This is a genomic window from Microbacterium sp. EST19A, from assembly GCF_019969685.1.
Taxonomy (GTDB): Bacteria; Actinomycetota; Actinomycetes; order Actinomycetales; family Microbacteriaceae; genus Microbacterium.
This window is the reverse complement of the sequence record NZ_JAHXYZ010000001.1, coordinates 455109-478071: the sequence shown is the minus strand read 5'-3', so window position 1 is coordinate 478071 and position 22963 is coordinate 455109. Positions and strand designations below refer to the sequence as shown.

Sequence of the window (22963 nt, the reverse complement as noted above, 5' to 3'; positions counted from 1 at the left end):
CCGTCGGAGTGTCTCCGCCGGTCTCCGCCTCGCGGTACATCCTGCGCTCGCGGCTTCTCCGCGGGGCCTTCATCAGTCTGGTGATCTCGGGCATCGGGATCTCGATCACCATTCCCCAGATCACCCTGTTCCTCGTCGGAGAGCTGCACCTCACCGACGCGCAGGCGGGGCTCTACTTCCTCACCAACCTGACGGCGCCGATCGTCGGATACGTGGTCGGATCGTTGTCGGACCGTGCGGGTTCCCGGCTGCTCGTCTTCCGGCTCTCCGCGCTCGCCGGCTTCGCCGGCTGGGTGCTGATGGCTGTCGCGATGCAGGCCTGGATGCCGTTCGCCATCAACGCGATCCTCCTCAGCGCGGCCGGCGCCGGCGCCGCGCAGCTGCAGGCGGCGGTGCGCGACGAGCTGAACCGGTCGCCCACCCCGGCCGACAACGAGGTCGTCGCCGTGATCCGGATGGCCATGGCGTTCGGGTGGATCGTCGGTCCCGTCCTGGGTGCGGTGCTCGGCGCCGTGATCGGGTTGCGGCCCCTCCTCCTCGTGACGGGGATCAGCGTGCTGCTCTCGCTCGTGCCGCTGATCGGGGTGCGAACGGATGCCGTCGTGCGCGATGTGACGCCGACGCGCTCGTCGCAGATGAACAGCGCAGCGCGGGCGGCGCATCCGCGTTCGATGCTGCCGCTGGTCGTCTTCACCGGGATCTACGTGCTCATCATGTGCGGCGAGACCGTGAAGCTCGCGTATCTGCCCCTCTACATGGACGGGGATCTCCGCGTCGACGCCGGAGTCCGCGGCGCCGTCATCGGCCTGCAGCCGCTCGTGGAGCTGCTGTTGATGCCGATCGCCGCGAAGCTGGCGAGCCGGTTCGGCTTCGCCCGCGTGCTGATCGTCGGCGCGATGATGGCCGTCGCGGCCCATGTCTCCTACGCCTCGGCGGGTTTCGTCGTGCCGCACCTCGTGCCGCTCGTCATCGGCCAGCTGCTGATGGCCGGCGTGATCGCGACCTTCGGTGTGCTCGGCATCACGGTGGCCCAGCGCCTGGTTCCGACGCGGGTCGGGATGGCGTCGAGCGTCTTCCTCAGCGCCTACGCGATCAACGCGGCGGTCGGAGGATTCGCCGGCAGCGTGGGGTCGAGCTGGCTCGGCATCCCTCAGCTGTTCTGGATCCCCGCCGTGATCGCCACCCTGGGGGTCATCGCACTCGTCGTGCTGAACGCGCGAGTGCCGCTCGATGCGGGGACCGCATCCGCCTCAATCCCCGAGCAGCCGTGAACTCAGCCAATCCGCCATCGCGTCATTCTGCGCGCGGCGGACCACCGGCGCCTCGTTGACCGAGCCGGCGTGCGACGCGCCGGGGAGCATGAGCAGTTCGGCCTCGCATCCGGTCGAGACCAGGCGCTGATAGAACTGCAGTGCCTGCTCGGGCGGGCAGCGGTGGTCCTCGTCCGAGACGATGAGGAGTGTCGGCGTCGTGACGGCCTCCGCTGCCGTGATCGGCGAGCTCCGCACGAACTGGTCGAACGCCGTGTCGATGGGGCCGCCGAGCTGGCGAGGCGCGAACGTCAGGCCGATGTCGCTGGTGCCGTAGAAGCTCACGAGGTTGGTGACCGGGTTCTCGGCGACGGCTGCTGCGAAGCGGTCGGAGTGGCCGATGAGCCACGTCGTCATGTAGCCGCCGTAGGAGAGCCCGGCGACACCGAGTCGTTCGGGGTCCGCCAGTCCGCGGGCGATCGCGAGATCGAGCGCGGCGTGGAAGTCGTCGGCGTCGATGCCGCCCCAGTCCCCGCGGATCGCGGCGATGTGCGCGTTGCCGTAGCCGCGTGAGCCGCGCGGGTTGACCAGCAGCACGCCGAGCCCCGCTTCGCAGAGGAGTTGCGCGTCGAGGAACAGGGCTTCCCCGAATCCCGCTTCGGGCCCGCCGTGGATGAGCAGTACGGTCGGCAGCGGACCCGTGCTGTCGGCCGGGGCGAGGAAGGTCGTCTGCACGTCCGGTCCGTCGGCGGTGTGCGCCCACAGGTGCTCGACGCGCAGGGGCGTCAGGATGCGGCGATTGTGCGATGCCGTGTCGGTGATCGCGGTGTCTTCGCCGCTGACCAGATCGCGCACGCGCAGGTCGGGCGCCGTGAGTCGATCGCCGACCGCGTACAGCAGCACGTCGCCGCGGAGCGCGAGGGCGTAGACCGAGCCTTCGGCGGCCAGCTCGAGGCTCTGGTGGGGTGCGCCGGTCAGAGCGACGCGGTGCAGCTCATGCCGGTCGCCGGTGTGCGTGCGCACGAGGGCGTCGTCACCATGCAGCAGGATCACGGGCGAGGGGTCGGTGAACGGGACCGGCAGGTCGGGGATGACGTCGCCGTGCACGTCCAGATCGCCGGAGCGCGCGGTCGTCCGCCCCGCGGAGTCGAGCGTGAGCAGCCGGCCGTTGATGATGTCGTCCTTGACGGCGCTGCCGCGAGACGTCACGACCAGCCCGTCACCATGGACGGCCAGCGCGAAGACATCCGGGAGCTCCGCATCGGTGCGGATGCCGCCGGCGAGGTCCACGGTGCTGATCCTGCCCTCGTGGTGCCATTCGTCGTGACCGGCGCTGCTCGTGAAGCTGAGGCTCGCGGAGTCCGCGTGCCACTCGGGTGAGCCCGAGATCCGATCCTCGTGCGTCAGCCGTGTGACGGTCTCGTCGGCCAGTTCGAGCACGTGCACGTCGGTGACGGCGTCGTCGACGAGACCGATGCCGTCCAGCCATCCGATCGCCCGCGTCACGCGGAAAGGCAGGCGTCGATCCACCGGCTCCGGCCCGACGGTGAAGGCGATCCTCGTGCCGTCGGGGCTCCATCGCGGACGAGATGCGACGCCCTGCGGGATGGCCGTCACCTCTCGGACGGAGCCGCCGGCCGCGTCGACGAGGGCGATCTGCGTCGGGCGCCCGGGCATCGAGCGCAGGAAGGCGACGGTGCGTCCGTCGGGCGAGAACTCGGGTTGCGTGTTCCGGCCTCCGGTGGCGAGCACGGAATGATCGCTCTCGCCGACGATCGTGAGCCGCAGTTCGATGGGTTCCTCGTCGCCGTCGATGCGGCTGTGCGCCCAGGCCACGCGCGTGCCGTCGGGGGAGAGGTCGGCGGTGTGCACGAACTCGAGCGCCGCGATGACGTCGGCGGCAGGGTGATGCGCGAGAGCGGGGCTGGCCACGGTTCGCCTTTCGTAAGTTACTTATGAAGTACTACTGGGGACGATACACACGGTCGGCATGCTCGTCCAGACCGGACGCGATCAGGGCGCCCAGGTGATCGGGAGATCGAGGAGGTGACCGGAGAGGGTCTTGCCGTGGGGGTCCACGCGCAGCGACCGGGTGACTCCGCCCTCCAGGGCGTGCCGCACCACGATCGACACGGCGCCGAGCAGCGGAGCGGAGGTCACCGTCACATTCTCGGGAGTCGTCCCGAAATGCGCGGCGATCGTGGTCGACGTCAGGATCTCGGCGAGTGCGACGGCGTGATCGGGCTCGTATGCCGCGACCAGCAGGATCGAGGAGTCGCCCTTGTCTCCCGCCCTCGCGTGGGCGATCGCGCCGAGGTGCCCCCCGGCGTCCTTCCGCTGTTCGAGAGTCATGACAGCACCTCGACGGACGGCGAGGCGAGGTCGCGCGGGATGAGGGTCGAGACGATCCCGATCGTTTCTCGGATCTGCGTCGTGACGCCCCCGCCCCCGTACGGGCCGTTGGTGTAGAGCGCCTCGACCTCCTCGCACAGGGCCTCGGCGACCGGCCGCTCCCAGGTGCGCACCGAGAAGCGCACGCGCACCTCCGGCGGTTCCGAGAGGTCCGGTGCGAACCACGGCCGAGAGGAGTTGACGCCGATGACGGCGATCGACAGCTCTTCGGATGTGCGCCCCCGCACCTCTGCCCATCTCTCGCGGATGATGTCGGCCGCGAGCTCACCGCGGATGCCGGAGCCGAACCCCGCGTAGCCGATCTCGGCGGTCGCGACGAGGCCGTCTCGAACGCCGACGCTCACCTTGAGCTGCTCGGGCACGCCGTTCGCACGCCCGCCGCGGACGAGCACACGGTCGTCCGCGAGCTCGGAGATCTCGACGGCGGAGAGGTCGAGGGTGACGTCCGGCGTCGGGTAGCGGAAGGGGTCGTCGATCTCGTAGAGGAGCTGCTCGAGCACCGTCCGGCGGTCGAGCACGCCGCCCGTGCCGGGCACCTTGCCGTAGGTGGCGGAGCCGTCTGCGCGCACATCCGCGAAGGGGAAGCCGAGGCGGGCCAGTCCGTCGACGCGCTTGCGCACGCCGTCGGCGAAATAGCCGCCGGTGAGCTGTCCCGCGCACTCGAGCAGGTGCCCGACGAGCGTGCCCTCGGCGACGATGTCGAGTCGCGCCTCGCCGACGGATGCCGGATGCAGATCCCACCCGTGATGATGGGCGAGGGGCGCGAGGAACAGCGCGGCATCCGAACTCCGACCGGTCACGATGATGCGGGCTCCCTGCGACAGGCCGTCGACGAGCGGACCCGCGCCGAGATAGGCGTTGGCCGACACGATGCGCTCGCGGATGTCCCACAGGGTGTCGTCCGAGCCGAGAATGCGGGACTCCCGAAGATCGAGCGCGTCGAGCACGTCGTCACCGGTCACGGCGGCGACGGGCACGGCGGGCAGGTCCTCCCGCGCGAGGAGGTCGACGATCGCACGCGCCGCGCCTGCCGGGTCGGCGGCGCCGGCGTTCGTCGTGACGACGGGTGAGGGTCGCGCGTCGGAGCGGCCCTGGGGGGACAAGAGATGCGGCAAGGTTCCCGAGAGGCGGCGAAGGATGCGGGTGTCCCACCCGGGCTCCGACCCGACCGATCGCCGATGCTGGGCGATGCCGATCGTACGCTCGGCGAGGCACTCGAAGGCGAGGGCGTCGAGGTCGCCGAACCGGGCGAGCACCTCGGCCCCGTCGTGTCGATCTCCGGCGAATCCGGCTCCGGATCCGATCCGGAAGACGTCGTCGTCGGGCGGCGTCGTCGCCTGCAGCCTCGGCCGGTTCGTGAGCGACTGCGGGATCATCGCGCTGCTCCTCTCTGAGGGTTCACGAGTCGGCTTCACACGAGCCAGATCCGCGCGGCCACGACGAGCGCACGGGTGCCCGCGCTGATCGTCGGCTGCGGCAGCGGAGCGAAGCGCGGAGAGTGATTGGAGGGGATCCGTTCCGCGAAGGTCCCGGTGGCGCGTGCCTCCGCGATCGCGTCGGGGTCTCCACCGCCGAGGATCCAGTAGACCAGCGGCACGCCGGCGGCGATCGCCAGGGCCCCGACGTCTTCGCTGCCGATGTGCTGCGTGGGGTCGGAGACCCGCTCGTCGCCGAACTCGGCCTCGAAGGCCTGCATGACCCGCGCGGTGGATTCGGGGTCGTTGTAGGTGAGCGGGTACTGCTCTCCGTAGACGATGTCGGGGAGAGCGGGCGACCCGGAGGCGACCGCTTCCGCCCGGATGATGCGCTCGACGGCGTCGAGCACGCGCGTCCGCACAGCGGCGTCGAAGCTGCGCACGCTGACGCCCAGTCGTGCGTCGTCGGGGATGATGTTGTTCTTGGTCCCGGCATTGAGGTGTCCCACCGTCACGACGGCCGCGTTCTGCGCAGCCACCTCGCGGGAGACCACTCCCTGGAGGCGCACCACGGTCGACGCCGCCATGAGGACGGGGTCGATGGTCGTCTCCGGCCGGGAGCCGTGTCCGCCCCGGCCGTGCATCGTGACCTCCATCGTGTCGATGGCGGAGAAGGCGGCGCCGCTGTGCGCGCCCACCACGCCCGCGGGGCGCTGGAAGACATGCTGTCCGAGCACGATGTCGGGATGCGGGATGCGGGTGAACAGACCGTCGGCCACCATGGCCGCCGCGCCGCCGCCACGCTCTTCGGCCGGTTGGAAGAGGGCGATCACCGTGCCGCTCCACTCGTTGCGCGTGTCGGCCAGCTCTTCGGCTGCGGCGATCAGGCAGGTCATGTGGATGTCGTGGCCGCAGGCGTGCATGACCGGCACGCGGTCGCCGTTGTGGTCGACGGCCGTGTCGACGCTCGCCCAGGGGAGTCCGGTCTCCTCGCGGACCGGGAGGCCGTCCATGTCCGCGCGCAGCAGCACGGTCCCTCCGTCGCCGTTGCGGAGTATTCCGACGAGGCCGGTGCCGGCGATCCCCGTGATCACCTCGTACCCGAGCTCGCCGAGGAGTCCCGCGAGCAGGGCGGCGGTCTCGTGCTCGGCGAAGGACAGTTCCGGGTGGGCATGCAGCTGCTTGTACAGCGCATCCGCGTCGATGGCCACGATGTTCTCCTGTTTCGGGGGTGGACGGCAGCGGGCAGATGGCACCGCGTGACGCCGACGATACTCACAATCGGGACGATCTTCCTCCTTTTTCGTAAATTGATTACGAATGACGATCTTCGAGTACCATGACGACATGGTCGAGTCCACCGACGTCACTCCGTCCCGCGCCAGCGCACAGCCGAAGTCTGCCGAGCGTCCGCGCCGCCGGCACCGACCGCGGGATGAGACCCGCGCACTCCTGCTCCAGGCCGCTGCACGCGTGGCCATCGAGCGAGTGTCGGAGGACGCGCCGCAGGCGCACAATGCGCTGGCCGACATCCGCATCAAGGACGTCCTCGACGAAGTCAACCGCGCCGAGGCCTCGGCGGGCGGCGGCCCGCTCACCACGGGCGCCTTCTACCAGATCTGGGCAGACCAGGCCGAGTTCCAGCGCGAGCTGCTCGCACATCTGATGGATCAGATCGCCAACCCGGGGGCCTCCGAGATCGAAGCCCTCGCCTTCCAGATGGTCTCTGATGGCGAACCGGCCGACGAGATCCTCCGCCGCGTCGGCGACCTCGACTTCACGCTCAGCCGCAAGTCGCCGGAGATGTTCCTCGCTCTGGGGCTGGGGGCGATGGTGCCCGCCGAGCTCGTGCGCGGCGCCCAGCGCGAGGCGAACAGCCGGTACATCGCGGCGCTCTCGGATCTGCTCGGCAACGTGCTCCGCTACGGGGGGCGGCGTCTGCGCGACGGCCACACGATGGAGGACCTCATCTGGGCGACGGAGGCGCTGGAGGTCGGCTACCTGCTGCGCTCGCGCACCGATCCGGACATCCCGGCGAAGACCGACGCCCGCGGCTGGTCGTCGCATGCGATCGCCTTCGTCGGCATCGTGCACGCCTTCACCGAGACGGGCGACGCGAATGGCTGAGGCCGCCGACGCCGATCGGGCCGACACGATCGTCATCGGCGGCGGCACGGCCGGTGCCGTGATCGCCGCGCGCCTGGTGGAGTCCGGCCGTTCGGTGCTCCTGCTGGAGGCCGGCCCCGACTACGGACCGCTCGATGATGGTGGCTGGCCCGACGATCTCCTCGACGCGGCCAGCCTGCCGACCAGTCACGACTGGGGCTACACCGGCGCCGGGGCCGGAGGACAGCCGCTGCTCTTCGATCGTGCACGCGTCATCGGCGGATGCTCGAGCCACAACGGCTGCACGCAGACGGCCGGCTGGTCGGGAGACTGGGATGCGCTCGCCGAGGATGCCGGCGACGGCTGGAGCGCCCGCTCGATGCGCCCGTTCTTCGCGAGCGCCGCCGAACGCATGCGCCTGCGTGAGTACACGGCGGCCGAGATCCAGCCGTTCCATGCGGCCTTCCTCGGCGCCTGCACCTCGGCGGGCCTTCCGCGCCGGGACGACCTCGTCGACCTCGACGGAGGTGTCGGCGCGGGCGTGGCGCCGGTCAACACGCGCGGCACCGTGCGGATCAACACCGCCGGCGCCTATCTGGACGCCGTCCGCGACGACCCGCTCCTCACGATTCGCGCGAACGCCCTGGTCGATCGGATCACCTTCTCCGGTGCGCGCGCGGACGGCGTGGAGTACTTCGTCGGCGCGGAGCGCCGGACCGCTCGCGCCGACCTGATCGTGCTGAGCGCCGGTGCCTACGGCTCTCCCGAGGTGCTGCTGCGATCGGGCGTCGGCCCTGCAGAGGAGCTGCGCGCGCTCGGCATCCCCGTCGTCCGCGATCTGCCTGCCGTCGGCAGGAACCTGCACGACCACCCCACCGTGCAGCTGGAGTTCGCGGGAACCGCCGCGCTCGCCGAGGCGCCGCGCGAGTTCGGCCGAACGCAATGGGTGCCCGAGGAGCAGGCGATGGCGAAACTGCGGTCACCGTTCGCGGACGGCCCGTTCGATCTGCACGTGTACCCCTGGGTGGAGCCTGACGAGGCGCAGGCGTCGGGCTGGCGGGTCATCCTGCCGGTCAGTCAGCTGCGCCCGCGGTCGCGGGGGAGCGTGCGGCTGCGTTCGACGGATCCCTCGATCACCGCTGCTGTGGATCCGCGCTTCTTCAGCGACAGGGAGGGCGCGGATCTGGGCAGTGTCGAGTTCGGCATCCGCTGGGTCGCCGACGAGCTGTGCGCCGGTCCGCTGGCCGAGTACCTCGGCGATCCGATCGGCACCGATCCGCGCGAGCTCGCCGGGGAGGGGCTGCGCGACTGGATGCGCCGGTCCCACACGCATTACTGGCATCCGGCGGGGACGCTGCGGATGGGACGCACGGACGACCCGTCCTCGGTCGTCGACGGCGCAGCGGCGGTGCTCGGGATCGACGGGCTGCACGTCGCCGACGCATCGATCTTCCCCGACATCCCTCGTGCGACCCCGGCGCTGCCGACCGTGGCTGCGGCAGAGCGGATCGCCGCCCTCCTCGTCGCCGTTCACGCCCCGTGAGCCCCTCTCCGAGGCATTCGTAACATGATCGATACCCACGACGCGGTGGACAGGCGTAGCGTCAGTTAGTAATTTAATTACGAACTTGAAAATCATGGAGTGAAGTCAACGTCGTCTTCCCTCTTCGAGTTCCCCCGATGCAGAACCGAGGTCAGAAATGAAGATCGCCAGAATCGCCGCCCTCACGTCGATCGTGACCGGGGCAGCCCTCCTCGCCGGATGCGCGTCACCGTCCGGTACGGCCGCGCCGGACGACACGCTGGACATCGCCCTCAGCGATGCCATCGACTCGTGGAACCCGCAGGAGGCACTCGCCTCGGCGAGCTTCTCCGTGTTCCCGCAGGTCTTCGGGGCACTGCTGGACACCTCGCCCGACGGGTCCGAACTCGAGCCGGGCGTCGCCACCGAGTACGAGTTCGACGACGCGGCGCTCACGATCACGTTCCACCTCGACCCCGAGGCGAAGTTCAGCGACGGCGCCGACGTCACTCCGGAAGACGTCATCTACTCCGAAGGGCTGTGGGCCGCCGGAGCCCTCTACGGGAGCTACTTCGCATCGATCGACGCGGTCACCTCGCCGGACGAGGACACGGTCGTGTTCGCTCTGAACCGTCCTGACCATTCGCTGCTCGGCATCCTCGCGACCACCAACGCGGCGATCGTGCCCGCCGACCTCGGCGGCACGGATCCTGAGGAGTTCTGGAAGAAGCCGATCTCGACGGGCGCCTACGCCATCGAGAGCGAAGAGGTCGGCGAGTCCATCGTGCTCACCAGCAACCCGCACTACACGACGCACGAGGACCGTCCCGCGACCGTGAAGTACTCCGTCGTCGAGGACGGTGCGCAGCAGCTCCTCCAATTCCAGAGCGGTGAGATCGACGTGGTCAACCAGGTCGAGCTCAGCTCCGCGAGCCAGTTCGATCAGGCGCTCCTGCAGTCCACGGAGTCCTCCGGGGTCTCCACGCTGATGTTCCAGACGGCCGTCGCCCCGTTCGACGACCCGAATTTCCGCAAGGCGGTCGCGCTCGCGATCAACTACGACGACCTGCTGGTCGGCGGCTACGCGGACCTCGCCACACAGGCCGACACCGTGCTCCCGCAGACCATTCCCGGGGTCGCCCCCTGCGCGACCTGCGCCTGGGCGTCGAGGGACATCGACGAGGCCAAGCGCCTCGTCGAGGAGTCGTCCTACGACGGCAGCGACATCACCCTCTACGTGAAGAGCGGTGCCGGCGCGGACCAGCTCGCCGCGCAGGCGCTCGTGCCGATGCTCGCCGAAGCGGGGATCACGGTGACGGTCGAGCCCATGGCCCTGTCGTCCTACGTCGAGAAGCTCGGCGCCGGGGACTTCCAGATGGGCGTCCTGACCTACAACGCGCTCGCCCCGAGCGCGGTCGATCCGCTCGGCTTCCTCGCCGTCACCGGCGTGCTCTTCACCCAGAGCGACCCGGCCGCCGCGAACACCGCCCTCGACGCCCTGACCTCGTCGAAGGACGACACCGAGACCGAGGCGGCGACCGCGATCTTCGAGGACTGGGCGTTCGCGAACACCCCGGTGGTGCCGCTCGCGGTGCCCGACGCGATCTACGCCGTGTCCTCGCACGTGAAGGGCTTCACGCCGAACCACTACCGCTCGTGGTCGGTGAAGAACGTCACGCTCGAGTGAGTCCGAGGGTCCGCCGGTCGTCCGAACCGGCGGACCCCCCACCGGCGGTCCCGACCGCGGGTTCCGGCAGTCGCCGCCGACATGAAAGGGAGATCATGCGATACCTCCGCCTCGCGGGTGCGCGCCTCGGTCAGCTGCTGCTCGTGCTGCTGGCCGTGACGCTCGCGGTCTTCATCCTCACGCAGGTCGCGCCCGGCGACGCCGCGCGACTGCGGCTCGGGCCGCGTGCGTCGGAGGAGGCGGTCGCGGCTCTCCGTCACGAGCTCGGTCTCGACCGCCCCGCGATCATCCAGTACTTCGACTACCTCGGGCGCGTCCTGCGCGGCGATCTCGGCACCTCCGTCGACGGCCGCCCGGTCACCGACATCATCGGGCAGGGGATCTCCTCGACGCTCCTGCTGGTGGTCAGCGTGCTCGTGCTCTCGCTGGTCGCCGCCGTCGTCATCGCGGTGGCGGCCGCCCTCAAGCGCGACACCGGGTTCGACCACGCGCTGCGGCTGATCCTCCTGCTCAGCCTCTTCCTTCCGACGTTCTGGGTCGGATTCCTCCTGCTGCGGTTCGTCGCCATCCCCACGGGGTGGTTCCCCGTCGCAGGGCTGGGCACGACGCCGCAGGCGCTGCTGCTCTCGCTGGTCCTCCCGGCGGTCGCCGGCGCGACCGCGCTCACCCCGGTGCTCGCCCGCAGCCTGCGGTCCAGCCTCGTCGACGTCCTCGACTCGGAGTACATCTCGGTCGCGCGGTCGCTCGGCATCCGGGGTGCGTCCTTCTACGGCCGCCATGTCCTCCGGAACGCGGCGGGCCCCGTGGTCACCCTTCTCGCCCTCAACGTCGGGTACCTCTTCTTCGGGGTGGTGATCCTCGAGGCGACCTTCAACATCTCCGGGCTCGGAAGCTCGCTGGTCCGGGCCAGCGCCACACAGGACGTGTTCGTGGTCCAGGGGATCACCCTGGTCTTCGCGGTCGGCGTCGTGGTCGCCAACTTCGCCGGCGAGATCCTCTCCGGCCTCCTCGACCCCAGAGGGGCACGCTCGTGATCGATCTCGCTCTCACCTCCTCCGTCCCCGTCGCCGGATCGGAGAAGGCACGCCGCCGGTGGCGCCGAGGCAGCGGCAAGCTCGTCGTCGGCGGCGTCATCGTCGGCGCGTTCGTGCTCGCCGCGATCTTCGCCCCGTGGATCACCCACGGGGATCCGCAGGTGCAGGACCTCACGAACCGTCTGGCGTTCCCCTCGGCGGAGCACTGGCTCGGCACCGACAGCCTCGGCCGCGACGTCTGGACCCGCCTCGTCTTCGCGACGCGCGTCGACCTGCGCGTCGGCATCCTCGGAACGATCATCCCCGCCGTGATCGGCTCGATCATCGGGATCATCGCGGGCTTCAGCAACCGCCACGTCGACAACGGCATCATGCGCCTGTCGGACATCATCGTCTCGTTCCCGCTGTTCATCTTCTTCCTGGCGCTGGTCGGCCTGGTCGGCCCCGGCACCGGATTCCTCTTCCTCGGTCCGGGTGAGCTGCCGATCGTGATCGGCTTCGCGGTGATCTCGTGGGTCGTCTACGCGCGGCTGCTGCGCTCGGAGATCCGCCGCGTGCGGTTGCTCGACTACGTGCGTGCGGCCGAGACGGGCGGGCTGCCGAAGCTTCGCGTGATCACGGGACATGTGTTGCCGAACGCCATCAATCAGAGCTTCGTCTACATGTTCGTCGACATCGGCCTCGCGATCGTCGCCGTGTCGACGCTCGCCTTCCTCGGCGTCGGCATCCCGCTCGACACCGCCGAATGGGGAGCGATGATCAGCTCGGGCCGCAGCTTCATCAGCACCAACTGGTGGCTGATCGCCGCACCCGGAGCCGCGATCGCCACCCTCGCCGTCGGTCTCGCCCTCCTCGGCGACGGCCTGGACGATCGGATCAAATCGAAATGACCACCGACTCCCTGCTCCTCCAGGTCGACGGACTCCGCGTGGCCGCCGGCCGCGACGGTGAGACCACGCTCGTCGACGGCGTCTCCCTGTCGGTCGCTCCCGGCGAATGCCTGGGTCTGGTGGGCGAATCGGGCTCCGGCAAGAGCCTGACCCTGCGGTCTGTCCTCAGCCTGCTCCCGCCATCGATCCGGCAGACCGCCGGGGCGATCCGTCTCGCCGACGACGCGGGGGTGCTCGCCGAACGGCATCCGAAGGATCTGCGGGGCAACGGGGTCTCGATGATCTTCCAGGAGCCGATGAGCTCTCTCAACCCGACGATGCGCATCGGCGACCTCGTGGCCGCCGGCGCCAGGGCGCACGGGCAGTCCCGCGCCGAGGCGCGCCGCACGGCCCTGCGACTGCTCGAGGAGGTCGGCATCCCCGATCCGCAGCAGCGCCTTCGCGCCTGGCCGCACGAGCTCTCCGGCGGTCTCCGCCAACGCGTCATGATTGCGATGGCGCTGTCGGTCGAGCCTCGCCTGCTGCTCTGCGACGAGCCGACGACCGCGCTCGACGCGACCATCCAGGATCAGATCCTCACGCTGCTCGAGCGCCTGCGCCGCGAGCGCGGACTCGCCGTCGTCTTCGTGAGCCACGACCTCGGGGTGATCTCCCGCATCGCGGATCGGACGGCCGTCATGTACGCCGGCACGATCGTGGAAGAGGGCCCGACGGCGGCACTCATCTCCGCTCCTCGGCACCCGTACACGCGGGCCCTGGTGGCGTCGATGCCGAGCGCCGACCGCAAGTCCGGGCGGCTCGCGACCATCCCCGGCTCCCCTCCGACGGCGGGGCAGTGGCCGAGCGGATGCCGCTTCGCGCCGCGTTGCGCGTACGCCATCGATGAGTGCCGCATCGCGCAGCCCGCTCTCGTGCCTGTCGCCCCGGAACGCACGAGCGCCTGTCTGCGCGATCACGAACTGCAGGAGATGCACATGACCGAACCGCTGGCCTCATGAGCGCCGTCACCCTGCGCGATGTCGTCGTGGAGTATCCGGTGCACGGCGCCCCGGGCACGAAGCCGCAGCTGCGCCGAGCGCTCGACGGCATCTCGCTGCAGGTGCGGTCGGGGGAGTCGTTCGGCCTGGTGGGGGAATCGGGATGCGGGAAGTCGACGACCGCCAACGTGATGCTCGGCCTCGCCCCTCTCGCTGCGGGGGAGATGCTCTTCGACGATGTGCCCGCGCCCGCGCGGCGCCCACCGGCCCTGCGACGGCATATCCAGATGGTGTTCCAGGACCCGGCGTCGTCGCTGAACCCCCGTCGCCGTGTGCGGTCGATGCTGAGCGAGCTCATCACTCATCACCGTCTGGCGACCTCGTCGAGCATGGACGCCCGACTGCGCGAGCTCATGGAGATGGTGGGACTGCCCGACAGCGTGCTGAGCGCCCTGCCCGGCAACCTGTCCGGCGGCCAGCGGCAGCGCGTCGCGATCGCACGGGCGCTCGCCGTGGAGCCGAAGATCCTCGTCGCGGACGAGGCCGTGTCGGCGCTGGACGTGTCGGCGCAGGCGAAGGTGATCAACCTGCTCGCCGATCTGCGCGACGACCTCGGCCTGACTCTCGTGTTCATCTCGCATGACCTCGCGGTCGTGCGCGCGCTCTGCGACCGTGCCGCCGTGATGAACGCCGGACAGGTTGTGGAGGTGGCCGACACCGAGGCGCTCTTCACCGATCCGCAGGAGCCCTACACCCGCCAGCTGCTGGCTGCGATCCCCGGGTTCGACCCCGCGGGCTGACGGCGATCCCGTCGCGCCGCGGGGTCGGACGACCTCAGCCCGCGGCGGTGATCCAGATCGTCTTGAGCTCGGTGTACTGGTCGAAGGCCTCGATGCCGTTGTCCCGACCCCCGAAGCCGGACGACTTCCAGCCGCCGAACGGGGTCGTCACGTCGCCCTCGGCGTAGCCGTTGACGGCCACCGTGCCGGCGCGGACGCCGCGGGCGAGCCGCAGGGCCTGGTCGATGTCGCGTGACCAGACGGTGGCGGCGAGCCCGTAGTCGGTGTCATTCGCCAGGGCCAGCGCCTCGTCCTCGTCGTCGAAGCCGATCACGACGACGACCGGGCCGAACAGCTCGGTGCGGGAGATCGGATCGCGGTTCGTGACGCCGCTCACGATGGTCGGCGCGACGAAGCTGCCGCCGGAGCTCTCGAGAGTGCGGGTCCCGCCTGCGACGATCTCTGCGCCGCCTTCCCGTGCGCGGTCGACGGCACCGAGGATGCTCTCGAGTGCGTGTTCGTGGATCACCGGCCCCACTGCGGTGTCATGATCGAGAGGGTCGCCGACGACGATGCCCTCGGTGACGGCGACGAGCTCCCTCAGGAGGTCGGCCTTGATGCTGTTGTCCACGAGGATCCGCGACCCGGCGGTGCAGTTCTGGCCGGCGTTCCAGAAGGCGGCGTCCGCGAGGTCCTTCGCGACCTCGGGCAGCTCGTCGCGGACGCTGCGGGTGACGATCTGCGGACTCTTGCCGCCGAGCTCCAGCACGATCTGCTTGAGGTTGCTCTCGGCGGCATACCGCAGGAACTCGCGCCCCACGCGCGTCGAGCCGGTGAACGAGATGATGTCGACCTCGGGGTGGAGGCCGAGGGCGCGGCCCGCGACGGCACCGGTACCCGGGACCACGTTGAGCACGCCGTCGGGCAGCCCCGCCTCCGCGGCGAGCTCGGCCAGCCGCAGCGCGCTGAGGCTGGCGAGCTCGGACGGCTTCACGACGACGGAGTTGCCGGCGGCCAGCGCCGGTGCGAGCTTCATCGCGAGGGTGGCGAGCGGGAAGTTCCATGGCACCACCGTGCCGACCACGCCGATCGGCTCGCGCACGATGAGCGCGAGGTGGTCGGCGCCGCCCGGTGCGACCTTGCCGAAGACCTTGTCTGCGGCCTCCGCGAACCACCGGAACGTCGCGATGGTGTCGGGCAGGTCGCCGTCCTCGCAGTCCGCGATGGGCTTGCCGGCTTCGACGGCGTCGAGGAGGGCGAGTTCCTCGGAGTGCGCCTCGAGGGCGTCGGCGACCGCGAGCAGCACGTCCTTGCGCTCCGACGGCGCTGCCCGGCTCCACTCGCCGCGGTCGAAGGCGCTGCGCGCGGCGGCGACGGCGCGGTCGATGTCGGCCGCGCCCCCCGAGGCGACCTCGGCGAGCAGTTCCCCGGTCGAGGGGGCGAAGGTCTCGAACGTCGTGCCGTCGTGCGCATCGGCGAAGGCGCCGTCGATGAAGAGCCGCGTCGGCGTGGACGACGGGATGGTGCGGAGCATGCGGTGCCTCTCGGGCGAGTTTCGTAATTTGTTTACGAAGAGTATATGCGGGATCAGGGGCGGGGTGCGGGGGTCGACGTGCGGGACTCGTCGAAGCCCGCGCCCGCGGCATCCGTCCCCGCGTGATGCGGCCCGTCGATCGCGGTCGGGGCGAACGTCGCGAACGCGAGGTAGACGGCCGCCGCGATCAGTCCCGATCCGAGCGCACTCGGGTCGATGCCGCCGAGGACGTTCGCGAGGGGGCCTTCGTAGAGGTCCGTGTACACGCTCAGCAGTCCGAACACCGATCCGGCGAACCAGGCGACGAGCGCGGGAAGGTTCCACCCGCCGGTGAACCAGTAGCGTCCGCCTCTCCGGCGCTGGGCGAACGCCTGCAGATCGTGCGGGTCGTAGAGCCGCGTGCGGACGGCGCCGATCACGAGCACGACCACCCACGGCATGGTGACAGCGTTCAGGATGACGGTCGCCGAGGTGATCGCGTCGACCGCGTCGAAGACGAAGACGCCGAGGTACAGGAGCGCGACGGCGACCGCCGCCGCGAGTGCGGTCGTATGCACCCGCCGAAGGCGCGGGAAGAAGGTCTCGAGGTCGAGGCCCGTGGCGTAGATGCACAGCACGCCCTGACCGAAGCCGCCGATGACGGAGACGATCAGGATCGGCGCGAGGTACCACAGCGGCGACGAGCCGACGAGGTCGGTCATGAAGTCGCCGGTGTCGACCGTCATCGATGCGCCGGCGAAGGCGCCCAGGATCGCGGGGAGCAGGGTGCCGATGGTCATGCCGCCGAAGAGCGCCCACCGGATCGCGGAGTCGGAATGGCGCCGGATCGAGATGCGGCGCGTGTAGTCGCCGATCACCGGTGCATACGAGATCGGGCCGGCGGTCGCGAGCACCGTGGACAGGATGAACGTCTGCCAGAATCCGCCGACGCTGTACTCGCCGGTGGAGAAGGTCGGATCGAACGTGCCGCTGAAGGCGAGGAAGCCGAGGATCAGCACGATCCCGGCGATCGGGACGATCCACTTCTGCATCGCGACGATGGTCGCGTGGCCGTACAGCGCCACCACGACGATCAGCGCCGAGACGAAGCCGTACGCGATGCCGCGGGCGAGGTCGGTCTGCGGCAGGCCGAACATCCGATGCGCCGTGGCGACCAGGGCGTCGCCGCTGGTCCACACGGTGATGGCCGCGAACACGATCGCGATGAGCAGGGAGAGCCCGGAACCCAGGAGCCGCCCGCGGATGCCGAAGAACGCGCCGCTCGACACCGTCATGTTGGTGCCGGTGCGCGGGGAGATGCGGGTCAGCGGCAGTACGAGGAGCGTTCCGAGCAGCGTGCCGATCACGGTCGATGCGACGGCGCTCCAGAAATCGAGGCCTAACTGGATGGCGACCCAGCCGTACACGGCGCTGATCCATCCGAAGTTGGCGCCGGTGAACACGGCGAACAGGTTGCGCGGGCTCGAATCCCGAGCGGACTCGGGGAGGAACTCGACGCCGGCCTCTTCGACGTGACCGACGCGGTCGCCGGATTCCGTTGAGCTCATCGGGGTGCTCCTCTGCAGCCGGACAGCGCGGGCGCCCGACGAGTTCTCGGGACCTGCGCCGGAATCATTTCGTAATAACTTTACGAAGCGTGCTCCGACGGTACACCGGGGCGGCGGTCGCGTCTACTCCCGGATGTCGCAGCCGCTCTTGCCTCGCCGATCGGCGGATGGCAGAGTGAGCGAGGTTCGTACAAAATTTACGAAGGAGTCGAAGTGGTGGAGACAGTCGGGACCGGAGAGCGGCTGCTGCCGCTCTTCCCCGAGAACGCCGCGGTCGACGACGCGGGGATGCTGAGCGTCGGCGGCTGCGCTGTGGACGAGCTCGCCGAGCGCTTCGGCACGCCGCTCTACGTCGTGGACGAGGCGGGAATGCGCGCGCAGGGCCGTCGATTCGTGGAGGGACTCCGCGAGCGGTGGCCGCGATCCCGCGTGCTCTTCGCCTCGAAGTCGCTGCCGGTCGTGGCCGTCTACCGCCTGTTCGCGGACGAGGGGCTCGGCGTCGATGTCGCCGGGGCCGGGGAGCTGCGGATGGCGCTCGCTGCCGGAGTCGATCCGGCATCGATCTACCTGCACGGCAGTGCGAAGACGGACGCCGAGCTGCGGCTCGCCCTGGAGAACGGCGTCGGCACCATCGTCGTGGACAACGTCGACGACATCGACCGGATCGAGCGGTTCGGGGCGGTGCGGCAGCGCGTGCTGCTGCGACTCATCCCCGGGGTGGCCCCAGAGACGCACGCCTCGCAATCCACCGGCGGCGACTCGTCGAAATTCGGGTTGCCGTTCGCGCAGGCGCTCGCCGCGATCGAGCGGATGGGCGCCTCGGAGGCGTTCGACGTCGCCGGCGTGCACCTGCACATCGGCTCGCAGGTGCTCGCGACCGCGCCGTTCGCTCAGGCGGTGGAGGCGGTGTCGGCCGTCGGCCGCTTCGATCAGTACGACGTCGGCGGCGGGCTGGGCGTGCGCTACACGCTCGATGACGCGGTGCCGTCGGTCGAGAGCTACCTCACCGCCGTCGTCGAGGCCGCTCGGGGCCATCTGCCGGCGGATGCGGAGCTCGTGATCGAGCCGGGCCGTTCGCTGGTGGGCCGCGCGGTCACGCTCGTGTATCGGGTGTCGACCGTGAAGCGCACGGCGCGCACCTTCGTCGCGGTGGACGGGGGGATGAGCGATCTCCTGGATGCCGCGCTCACGCAGCAGCCGTACGAGATCGCGAGCGCCACGCGCATGCACGATCCGTGCACGGCCGTGGTGGACGTGGTCGGACGGCAGTGCGAATCCGGTGATCTGCTCGTCGGCGGCGCCGCACTCCCCGAGACGCAGCCGGGTGATCTGCTGGCCGTTCCCGCAGCCGGGGCCTATTCGTTCACGTTCGCCAACAACTACAACGGCGCGCTCCGGCCGGCCGTCGTGTTCTGCGATGGGGGAGAGGCGCGCGTCGTCGTGCGCCGGCAGACGTACGACGAGCTTCTCGCTCCGCACCTGGTGTGAGCGCATCCGTGATCGACGAGGAGGACGACGTGACGCCAGCGTGGACGAACTGGGTGGGCAACCAGAGCTGCAGGCCCGCGGAGATCGTGAGTCCCGAGACGGAGGCCGAGGTGCAGAGCGCGGTGCGCTCGGCGGCGTCGGCGGGGCGCTCCCTGCGGGCGGCCGCCTCCGGACACAGTTTCAGTCCGATCTGCACCACCGACGGGACGCTGCTCGACATGTCCCGTCTCGCGGGCATCGTCGGGATCGATGCCCAGGCCGAGACCGTGACCGTGTACCCGGGGACGACGATCGCCGCGCTCGGCGACCCCCTCTGGGAGCACGGCCTCGCCCTGCGCAATCAGGGCGACATCGATTCCCAGCAGATCGCGGGCGCCGTGTCGACAGCGACGCACGGGTCGGGCATCGCCTTGCAGAACATGTCCGCGTCCCTGCGCGCGGCGCGGCTCGTGACAGCATCCGGCGAGGTCGTGGAGATCGACGAGCGGATGCCGGAGCTCCTCGCCGCCGCGCAGGTCTCGGTCGGGATGCTCGGCGTGTTCACCGAGCTCACCCTCGCGCTGCGGCCGGCGTATCAGCTGCGGGAGACCCTCCGGTACTGGGATCTGGACGAGCTGTCGCGAGGGTGGGCCGACGGTTTCCGATCGTCGCATCACTTCACCTTCCATTACTTCCCCACGGCCGCCGCGAACGACCTGTTCGACTTCGAGGCGCCGCCCGGGCTCGATCTCACGCGGATGTCGAGGGTGACGACCTGCGAGATCGTCGGGCTCGACGAGACGGAGGATCTGCAGAGCGAGCCGCGTGTCGGCCGACCGTACCGGGTGTATCCGCAGTACTGCGCGCCGAACTTCCACGAGCTGGAGTACATGGTCGATCTCGCGGACGGGCAGGATGCCTTCGGTGAGGTGCTCGAGGTGTTCGATCGGTTCCCCGAATTCGCCACCTACCCCATCGAAGTCCGGTCGACGGCCGCGGACGGCGCCCACCTGTCGCCGAATCACGAGCGCGCGAGCCTGGTGATCTCGGTCTCCGGTGAGCCGGGCCGCGCATATCAGCCCTTCCTGCAGGCCGTGCACGATGTGCTTCTGGGGTATCGGGCCCGTCCGCACTGGGGAAAGCTCAGCCGCTTCACGAGGGAGGAGCTCGAATCCGTGCTCCCGCGACACGGCGACTTCGTCGCACTGCGTCGGCAGCTCGACCCGGAGGGCATATTCCTGAACGAGTGGCTGCGACCCCTCTTCGCCTGAGAATCGTCCTCTCGCGATACTCTCGGCGCATGCCAGAGTTCAGGGACCACTACGACGTCGCCGTGATCGGAGCAGGGCCGGCCGGCACGGCCGCCGCACTCCGCGCATCCGAGTTGGGGGCGAAGGTCGTCGTGCTCGAGGCCGGGCGCACGGGCGGGACGTGCGTCAACACCGGCTGCGTGCCGACCCGCGTGCTGGCCAAGACCGCCCGACTCCTGCGGGAGTCCCGTCACGCCGACGACTACGGCGTGCGCGTCGGAGCGCCGACGATCGACTGGGCGACCACGGTCGAGCGGGTGCACGAACGCGTCGAGCGGGTGCGTTCGATCAAGCGGGAGGCCGAGCGGTTCGCCGTGGCGGGTGTCGACCTGATCCACGAGGGGCGTGCGCGCTTCGCGGACGATCGCACCCTGGTGCTGGACAGCGGGCGGCGCCTCACGGCCGACACGATCCTGATCTGCGTCGGCGGGCACTCGAAACGCCTGCCGGTCCCTGGCGCAGAGCTCGCCACGGTTCCGGAGGATGTGCTCTCGCTGCCGACCCTCCCGCGCCGGGTGGCCGTGATCGGCGCCGGGAACACCGGCGCGCAGCTGGTCACCGTCTTCTCGTCCTTCGGGTCGGAGGTCACGCTCCTCGACGTCGCTCCGCGGGTGCTGATGGCTTCGGACTCCTCGATCGCGGCGACCGTCGAGTCGGCGTTCTCCGCGCAGGGCATCGACGTGCGCACCGGCATCGAGACCGTCACGAGCCTCGAGCAGGCGGACGGCGACGGCATCCGCCTCACCTGGCGCGAGGCCGGCGAGTCTCAGGAGGCGACGTTCGACGCGGTCGTCATGGCGACGGGCTGGCCCGCCGACGTCGAAGACCTCGGCCTCGAGAACGCCGGCATCGAGATCGAGCGCTCGGCGATCCCCGCCGACCGGTACTTCCGGACCGTCGTGCCGCACATCTTCGCGGTCGGAGATGCGAACGGCCGCGACATGCTGGTGCAGGCCGCGCAGTTCGAAGGCGAAGCAGCGGCCGAGAACGCCGTGCTGGGTGCGAACCGCCGCACGCCGCATCACCTGCTCCCCGCGGGCGGCTTCACCGATCCCGACTACGCGGGAGTGGGGCTCACCGAGGATCAGGCCCGCGAGCGCGACGCCCGGTGCGTCGTCGTCTCGGTTCCCTACGCGAGTCTCGAGCGCGCGGTGATCGATGACCGCGAGATCGGCTTCCTGAAGCTCATCGCGGATCGTCGGCGCGAGCTCATCCTCGGTGCGCACGCGGTCGGGGAGAACGCGATCGAGGTGATCCAGTCGGTCACGACCGCGATGGCCGCAGGCGTGGACGTCTCGACGCTCGCCGGAGTCCGCTTCGCCTACCCGACCTACAGCGCGATCATCGGCCTCGCCGCCCGCGCTGTCCTCGCGGAGCCGGATCGCACGTCGGACGAGTAACCGACACCATTCTGGGAGCGATCATGCCGAACACCGTCGTCCACTTCGAGATCATCGGGCGTGACCCCGCCGCGTTGCGGCGCTTCTACGCCGACCTGTTCGGCTGGCACGCCGACACCGATTCTCCCGTGGCGCCCGAGATCTCGGATGCCGGTGACTACGGCTTCCTCACTCCGGCCGCCGACGCGCACCCGGTCGCGGGTGGGATCGGCGGCGGCCCGGCCTTCCGACCGCACGCCCTCTTCTACGTCGGCGTCGACGACGTGGCCGCCGCGCTGGACGAGGCCGAGCGCCTCGGCGGGTCACGGGTGCTCGGGCCGGCGGAGAACCCGAGCGGCGCGCTCGTCGTCGGGCAGTTCACCGACCCGGAGGGCAACCTGATCGGAGTGGCTGGGCCGCGCTGACCTGCGGCCGTCATTCGTGCTCCGGGAGCAGCGGCGTCGACCAGCCCGGATCGCGGCCGAGCTGCGTGGCGCGCGCGACCGACGTCGCCCCGTAGCGATCGCGCACGGCGTCGAGCACCGAGTCGAGGCGCTCTCCGTCGTCGTTGAATCCGAGATCGTCGAGCGGAAGCTCGGGCTGCACGCGGTCGGCGCGGTCGAGCTGCGACAGAGATATGCCGATGAGCGTGATGCCGCGTTCGGCGATCTCCGGCTGCGCGGCGGTGAGCAGCATCCGCGCCACCGTGAGCAGCCGGGTCGTGCGATCGGTCGGAGCGCCGAGAGAGCGCGACCGGGTGGCCTTCGTGAAGTCGCCGAAGCGCAGCCGCAGCACCACCGTGCGGCACACCCGGTCGCCGTCGCGCAGGCGGCGGCCGAGCCGGTCGACGATCTGCGTGAGAATGAGGTCGAGCTCCTCGGGCGACCGCGGTCGGCTGCCCAGCGCCCGTTGCGAGCCGATGGATCCACGGCGCCGCGTCGTATCGACCGGGCGCGGATCGCGCAGCCGGGCCAGCGCGTGCACGTGGGCGCCCGTCGCCTTGCCGAGGAGTCTCTCGGCGGTCGCGGCCTCGAGCTCGGCCAGCTGCCCGACGGTGCGGATGCCGAGCCGGTGCAGCTTCTCGGCGGTCACGGCGCCGACGCCCCACAGCCGCTCGACGGGCAGAGGCAGCAGGAACTCCTCCTCGCGATCGGGCTCGACCACGAGCAGGCCGTCGGGTTTGCTCACGGCGCTGGCGACCTTGGCGAGGAACTTGGTGCGCGCGACGCCGACCGAGATCGCGAGCCCGACCTCGGTGCGCACCCGTTGGCGCAGTCGCACGGCGATCTCCTCCGGGGTGCCAGCGATGCGCCGCAGGCCGCCGACCTCGAGGAAGGCCTCGTCGATCGAGAGACCCTCCACGAGGGGAGTCGTGTCGCGGAACACGGTGAACACGTCTTTGCTCGCCGCAGAGTATGCCTCCATCCGCGGCGGGACGATCACGGCATCCGGACACAGCTCCCGCGCCTGCCGCCCGCCCATGGCGGTGCGCACGCCACGGGCCTTCGCCTCGTAGCTCGCGGCGAGCACGACGCCGCCGCCCACGATCACGGGCCGGCCGCGGAGCGCGGGCGCATCACGCTGTTCGACCGAGGCGTAGAACGCATCGAGGTCGGCGTGCAGCACGGTCGCCTCGCCTCGCATCCCGTCTCCC

The 22963-nt window shown here is 70.3% G+C and carries 19 protein-coding genes; 12 read left to right on the top strand and 7 right to left on the bottom strand.

Features of this window, described 5'->3' with window-relative positions; translation table 11 throughout:
* Nucleotides 1–8: 8 nt before the first annotated feature.
* A complete protein-coding gene (locus LC452_RS02435) occupies nucleotides 9–1271 on the top strand; it encodes an MFS transporter (protein ID WP_223622431.1) in 1263 nt (420 codons plus the stop codon).
* Here the strand turns inward: LC452_RS02435 and LC452_RS02430 are convergent.
* From LC452_RS02430 to LC452_RS02415, 4 genes are all read right to left on the bottom strand, one after another.
* Nucleotides 1251–3182 carry a S9 family peptidase gene (locus LC452_RS02430; protein WP_223622430.1) on the bottom strand — a complete coding sequence of 644 codons (1932 nt, stop codon included), beginning with the start codon at nucleotides 3180–3182 and terminating at the stop codon, nucleotides 1251–1253. The genes LC452_RS02435 and LC452_RS02430 overlap by 21 nt on opposite strands.
* 81 nt (nucleotides 3183–3263) lie before the next feature.
* Complete coding sequence (locus LC452_RS02425; RefSeq protein WP_223622429.1) at nucleotides 3264–3602, bottom strand: hypothetical protein; 339 nt, start codon at nucleotides 3600–3602, stop codon at nucleotides 3264–3266.
* Nucleotides 3599–5038: an acyclic terpene utilization AtuA family protein gene (locus LC452_RS02420; RefSeq protein WP_223622428.1), complete on the bottom strand. Its 1440-nt coding sequence runs from the start codon at nucleotides 5036–5038 to the stop codon at nucleotides 3599–3601. The genes LC452_RS02425 and LC452_RS02420 overlap by 4 nt, the downstream gene beginning before the upstream one ends.
* 35 nt (nucleotides 5039–5073) lie before the next feature.
* Entirely contained in the window at nucleotides 5074–6282 is a 1209-nt protein-coding gene (locus LC452_RS02415) for an amidohydrolase (RefSeq protein ID WP_374197764.1), read from the bottom strand.
* A gap of 115 nt (nucleotides 6283–6397) precedes the next feature.
* On the opposite strand from LC452_RS02415, the gene LC452_RS02410 reads away from it, so the two are divergent.
* From LC452_RS02410 to LC452_RS02380, 7 genes are all read left to right on the top strand, one after another.
* The gene (locus tag LC452_RS02410; RefSeq protein WP_223622426.1) at nucleotides 6398–7204 is read left to right on the top strand and encodes a hypothetical protein; all 807 of its coding nucleotides are present in this window, start codon (nucleotides 6398–6400) and stop codon (nucleotides 7202–7204) included.
* The gene (locus LC452_RS02405) at nucleotides 7197–8726 is read left to right on the top strand and encodes a GMC family oxidoreductase (protein ID WP_223622425.1); all 1530 of its coding nucleotides are present in this window, start codon (nucleotides 7197–7199) and stop codon (nucleotides 8724–8726) included. The genes LC452_RS02410 and LC452_RS02405 overlap by 8 nt, the downstream gene beginning before the upstream one ends.
* A gap of 157 nt (nucleotides 8727–8883) precedes the next feature.
* Nucleotides 8884–10392 carry an ABC transporter substrate-binding protein gene (locus LC452_RS02400; protein ID WP_223622424.1) on the top strand — a complete coding sequence of 503 codons (1509 nt, stop codon included), beginning with the start codon at nucleotides 8884–8886 and terminating at the stop codon, nucleotides 10390–10392.
* Nucleotides 10393–10487: 95 nt separating this feature from the next.
* The gene (locus LC452_RS02395; RefSeq protein WP_223622423.1) at nucleotides 10488–11426 is read left to right on the top strand and encodes an ABC transporter permease; all 939 of its coding nucleotides are present in this window, start codon (nucleotides 10488–10490) and stop codon (nucleotides 11424–11426) included.
* The gene (locus LC452_RS02390; RefSeq protein WP_223622422.1) at nucleotides 11423–12316 is read left to right on the top strand and encodes an ABC transporter permease; all 894 of its coding nucleotides are present in this window, start codon (nucleotides 11423–11425) and stop codon (nucleotides 12314–12316) included. Before LC452_RS02395 ends, LC452_RS02390 begins: the two co-directional genes overlap by 4 nt.
* Complete coding sequence (locus LC452_RS02385; RefSeq protein ID WP_223622421.1) at nucleotides 12313–13314, top strand: ABC transporter ATP-binding protein; 1002 nt, start codon at nucleotides 12313–12315, stop codon at nucleotides 13312–13314. The genes LC452_RS02390 and LC452_RS02385 overlap by 4 nt, the downstream gene beginning before the upstream one ends.
* Nucleotides 13311–14093, top strand: a complete 783-nt coding sequence (locus tag LC452_RS02380) for an ATP-binding cassette domain-containing protein (protein WP_223622420.1) — start codon at nucleotides 13311–13313, stop codon at nucleotides 14091–14093. Before LC452_RS02385 ends, LC452_RS02380 begins: the two co-directional genes overlap by 4 nt.
* A gap of 34 nt (nucleotides 14094–14127) precedes the next feature.
* On the opposite strand, the gene LC452_RS02375 is transcribed toward LC452_RS02380, so the two are convergent.
* Nucleotides 14128–15606: an aldehyde dehydrogenase family protein gene (locus LC452_RS02375; RefSeq protein WP_223622419.1), complete on the bottom strand. Its 1479-nt coding sequence runs from the start codon at nucleotides 15604–15606 to the stop codon at nucleotides 14128–14130.
* Between the two features lie 53 nt (nucleotides 15607–15659).
* The gene (locus LC452_RS02370; protein ID WP_223622418.1) at nucleotides 15660–17153 is read right to left on the bottom strand and encodes a cytosine permease; all 1494 of its coding nucleotides are present in this window, start codon (nucleotides 17151–17153) and stop codon (nucleotides 15660–15662) included.
* A 213-nt stretch (nucleotides 17154–17366) separates the two neighbouring features.
* Between LC452_RS02370 and lysA the strand changes: the two genes are divergently transcribed.
* From lysA to LC452_RS02350, 4 genes are read left to right on the top strand one after another with little or no spacing between them, the layout of a single operon-like run.
* On the top strand, nucleotides 17367–18641 hold the full coding sequence (gene lysA, locus LC452_RS02365; protein WP_223622417.1) for a diaminopimelate decarboxylase: 1275 nt from the start codon (nucleotides 17367–17369) through the stop codon (nucleotides 18639–18641).
* Nucleotides 18638–19891 (top strand): D-arabinono-1,4-lactone oxidase, encoded by a 1254-nt coding sequence (locus LC452_RS02360; protein ID WP_223622416.1) that lies wholly within the window; start codon nucleotides 18638–18640, stop codon nucleotides 19889–19891. Before lysA ends, LC452_RS02360 begins: the two co-directional genes overlap by 4 nt.
* A gap of 29 nt (nucleotides 19892–19920) precedes the next feature.
* On the top strand, nucleotides 19921–21330 hold the full coding sequence (locus LC452_RS02355; RefSeq protein WP_223622415.1) for an NAD(P)/FAD-dependent oxidoreductase: 1410 nt from the start codon (nucleotides 19921–19923) through the stop codon (nucleotides 21328–21330).
* A 23-nt stretch (nucleotides 21331–21353) separates the two neighbouring features.
* Nucleotides 21354–21734, top strand: a complete 381-nt coding sequence (locus LC452_RS02350; protein WP_223622414.1) for a VOC family protein — start codon at nucleotides 21354–21356, stop codon at nucleotides 21732–21734.
* Nucleotides 21735–21744: 10 nt separating this feature from the next.
* On the opposite strand, the gene dinB is transcribed toward LC452_RS02350, so the two are convergent.
* Nucleotides 21745–22953: a DNA polymerase IV gene (gene dinB, locus LC452_RS02345; RefSeq protein WP_223624678.1), complete on the bottom strand. Its 1209-nt coding sequence runs from the start codon at nucleotides 22951–22953 to the stop codon at nucleotides 21745–21747.
* Nucleotides 22954–22963: the final 10 nt, after the last annotated feature.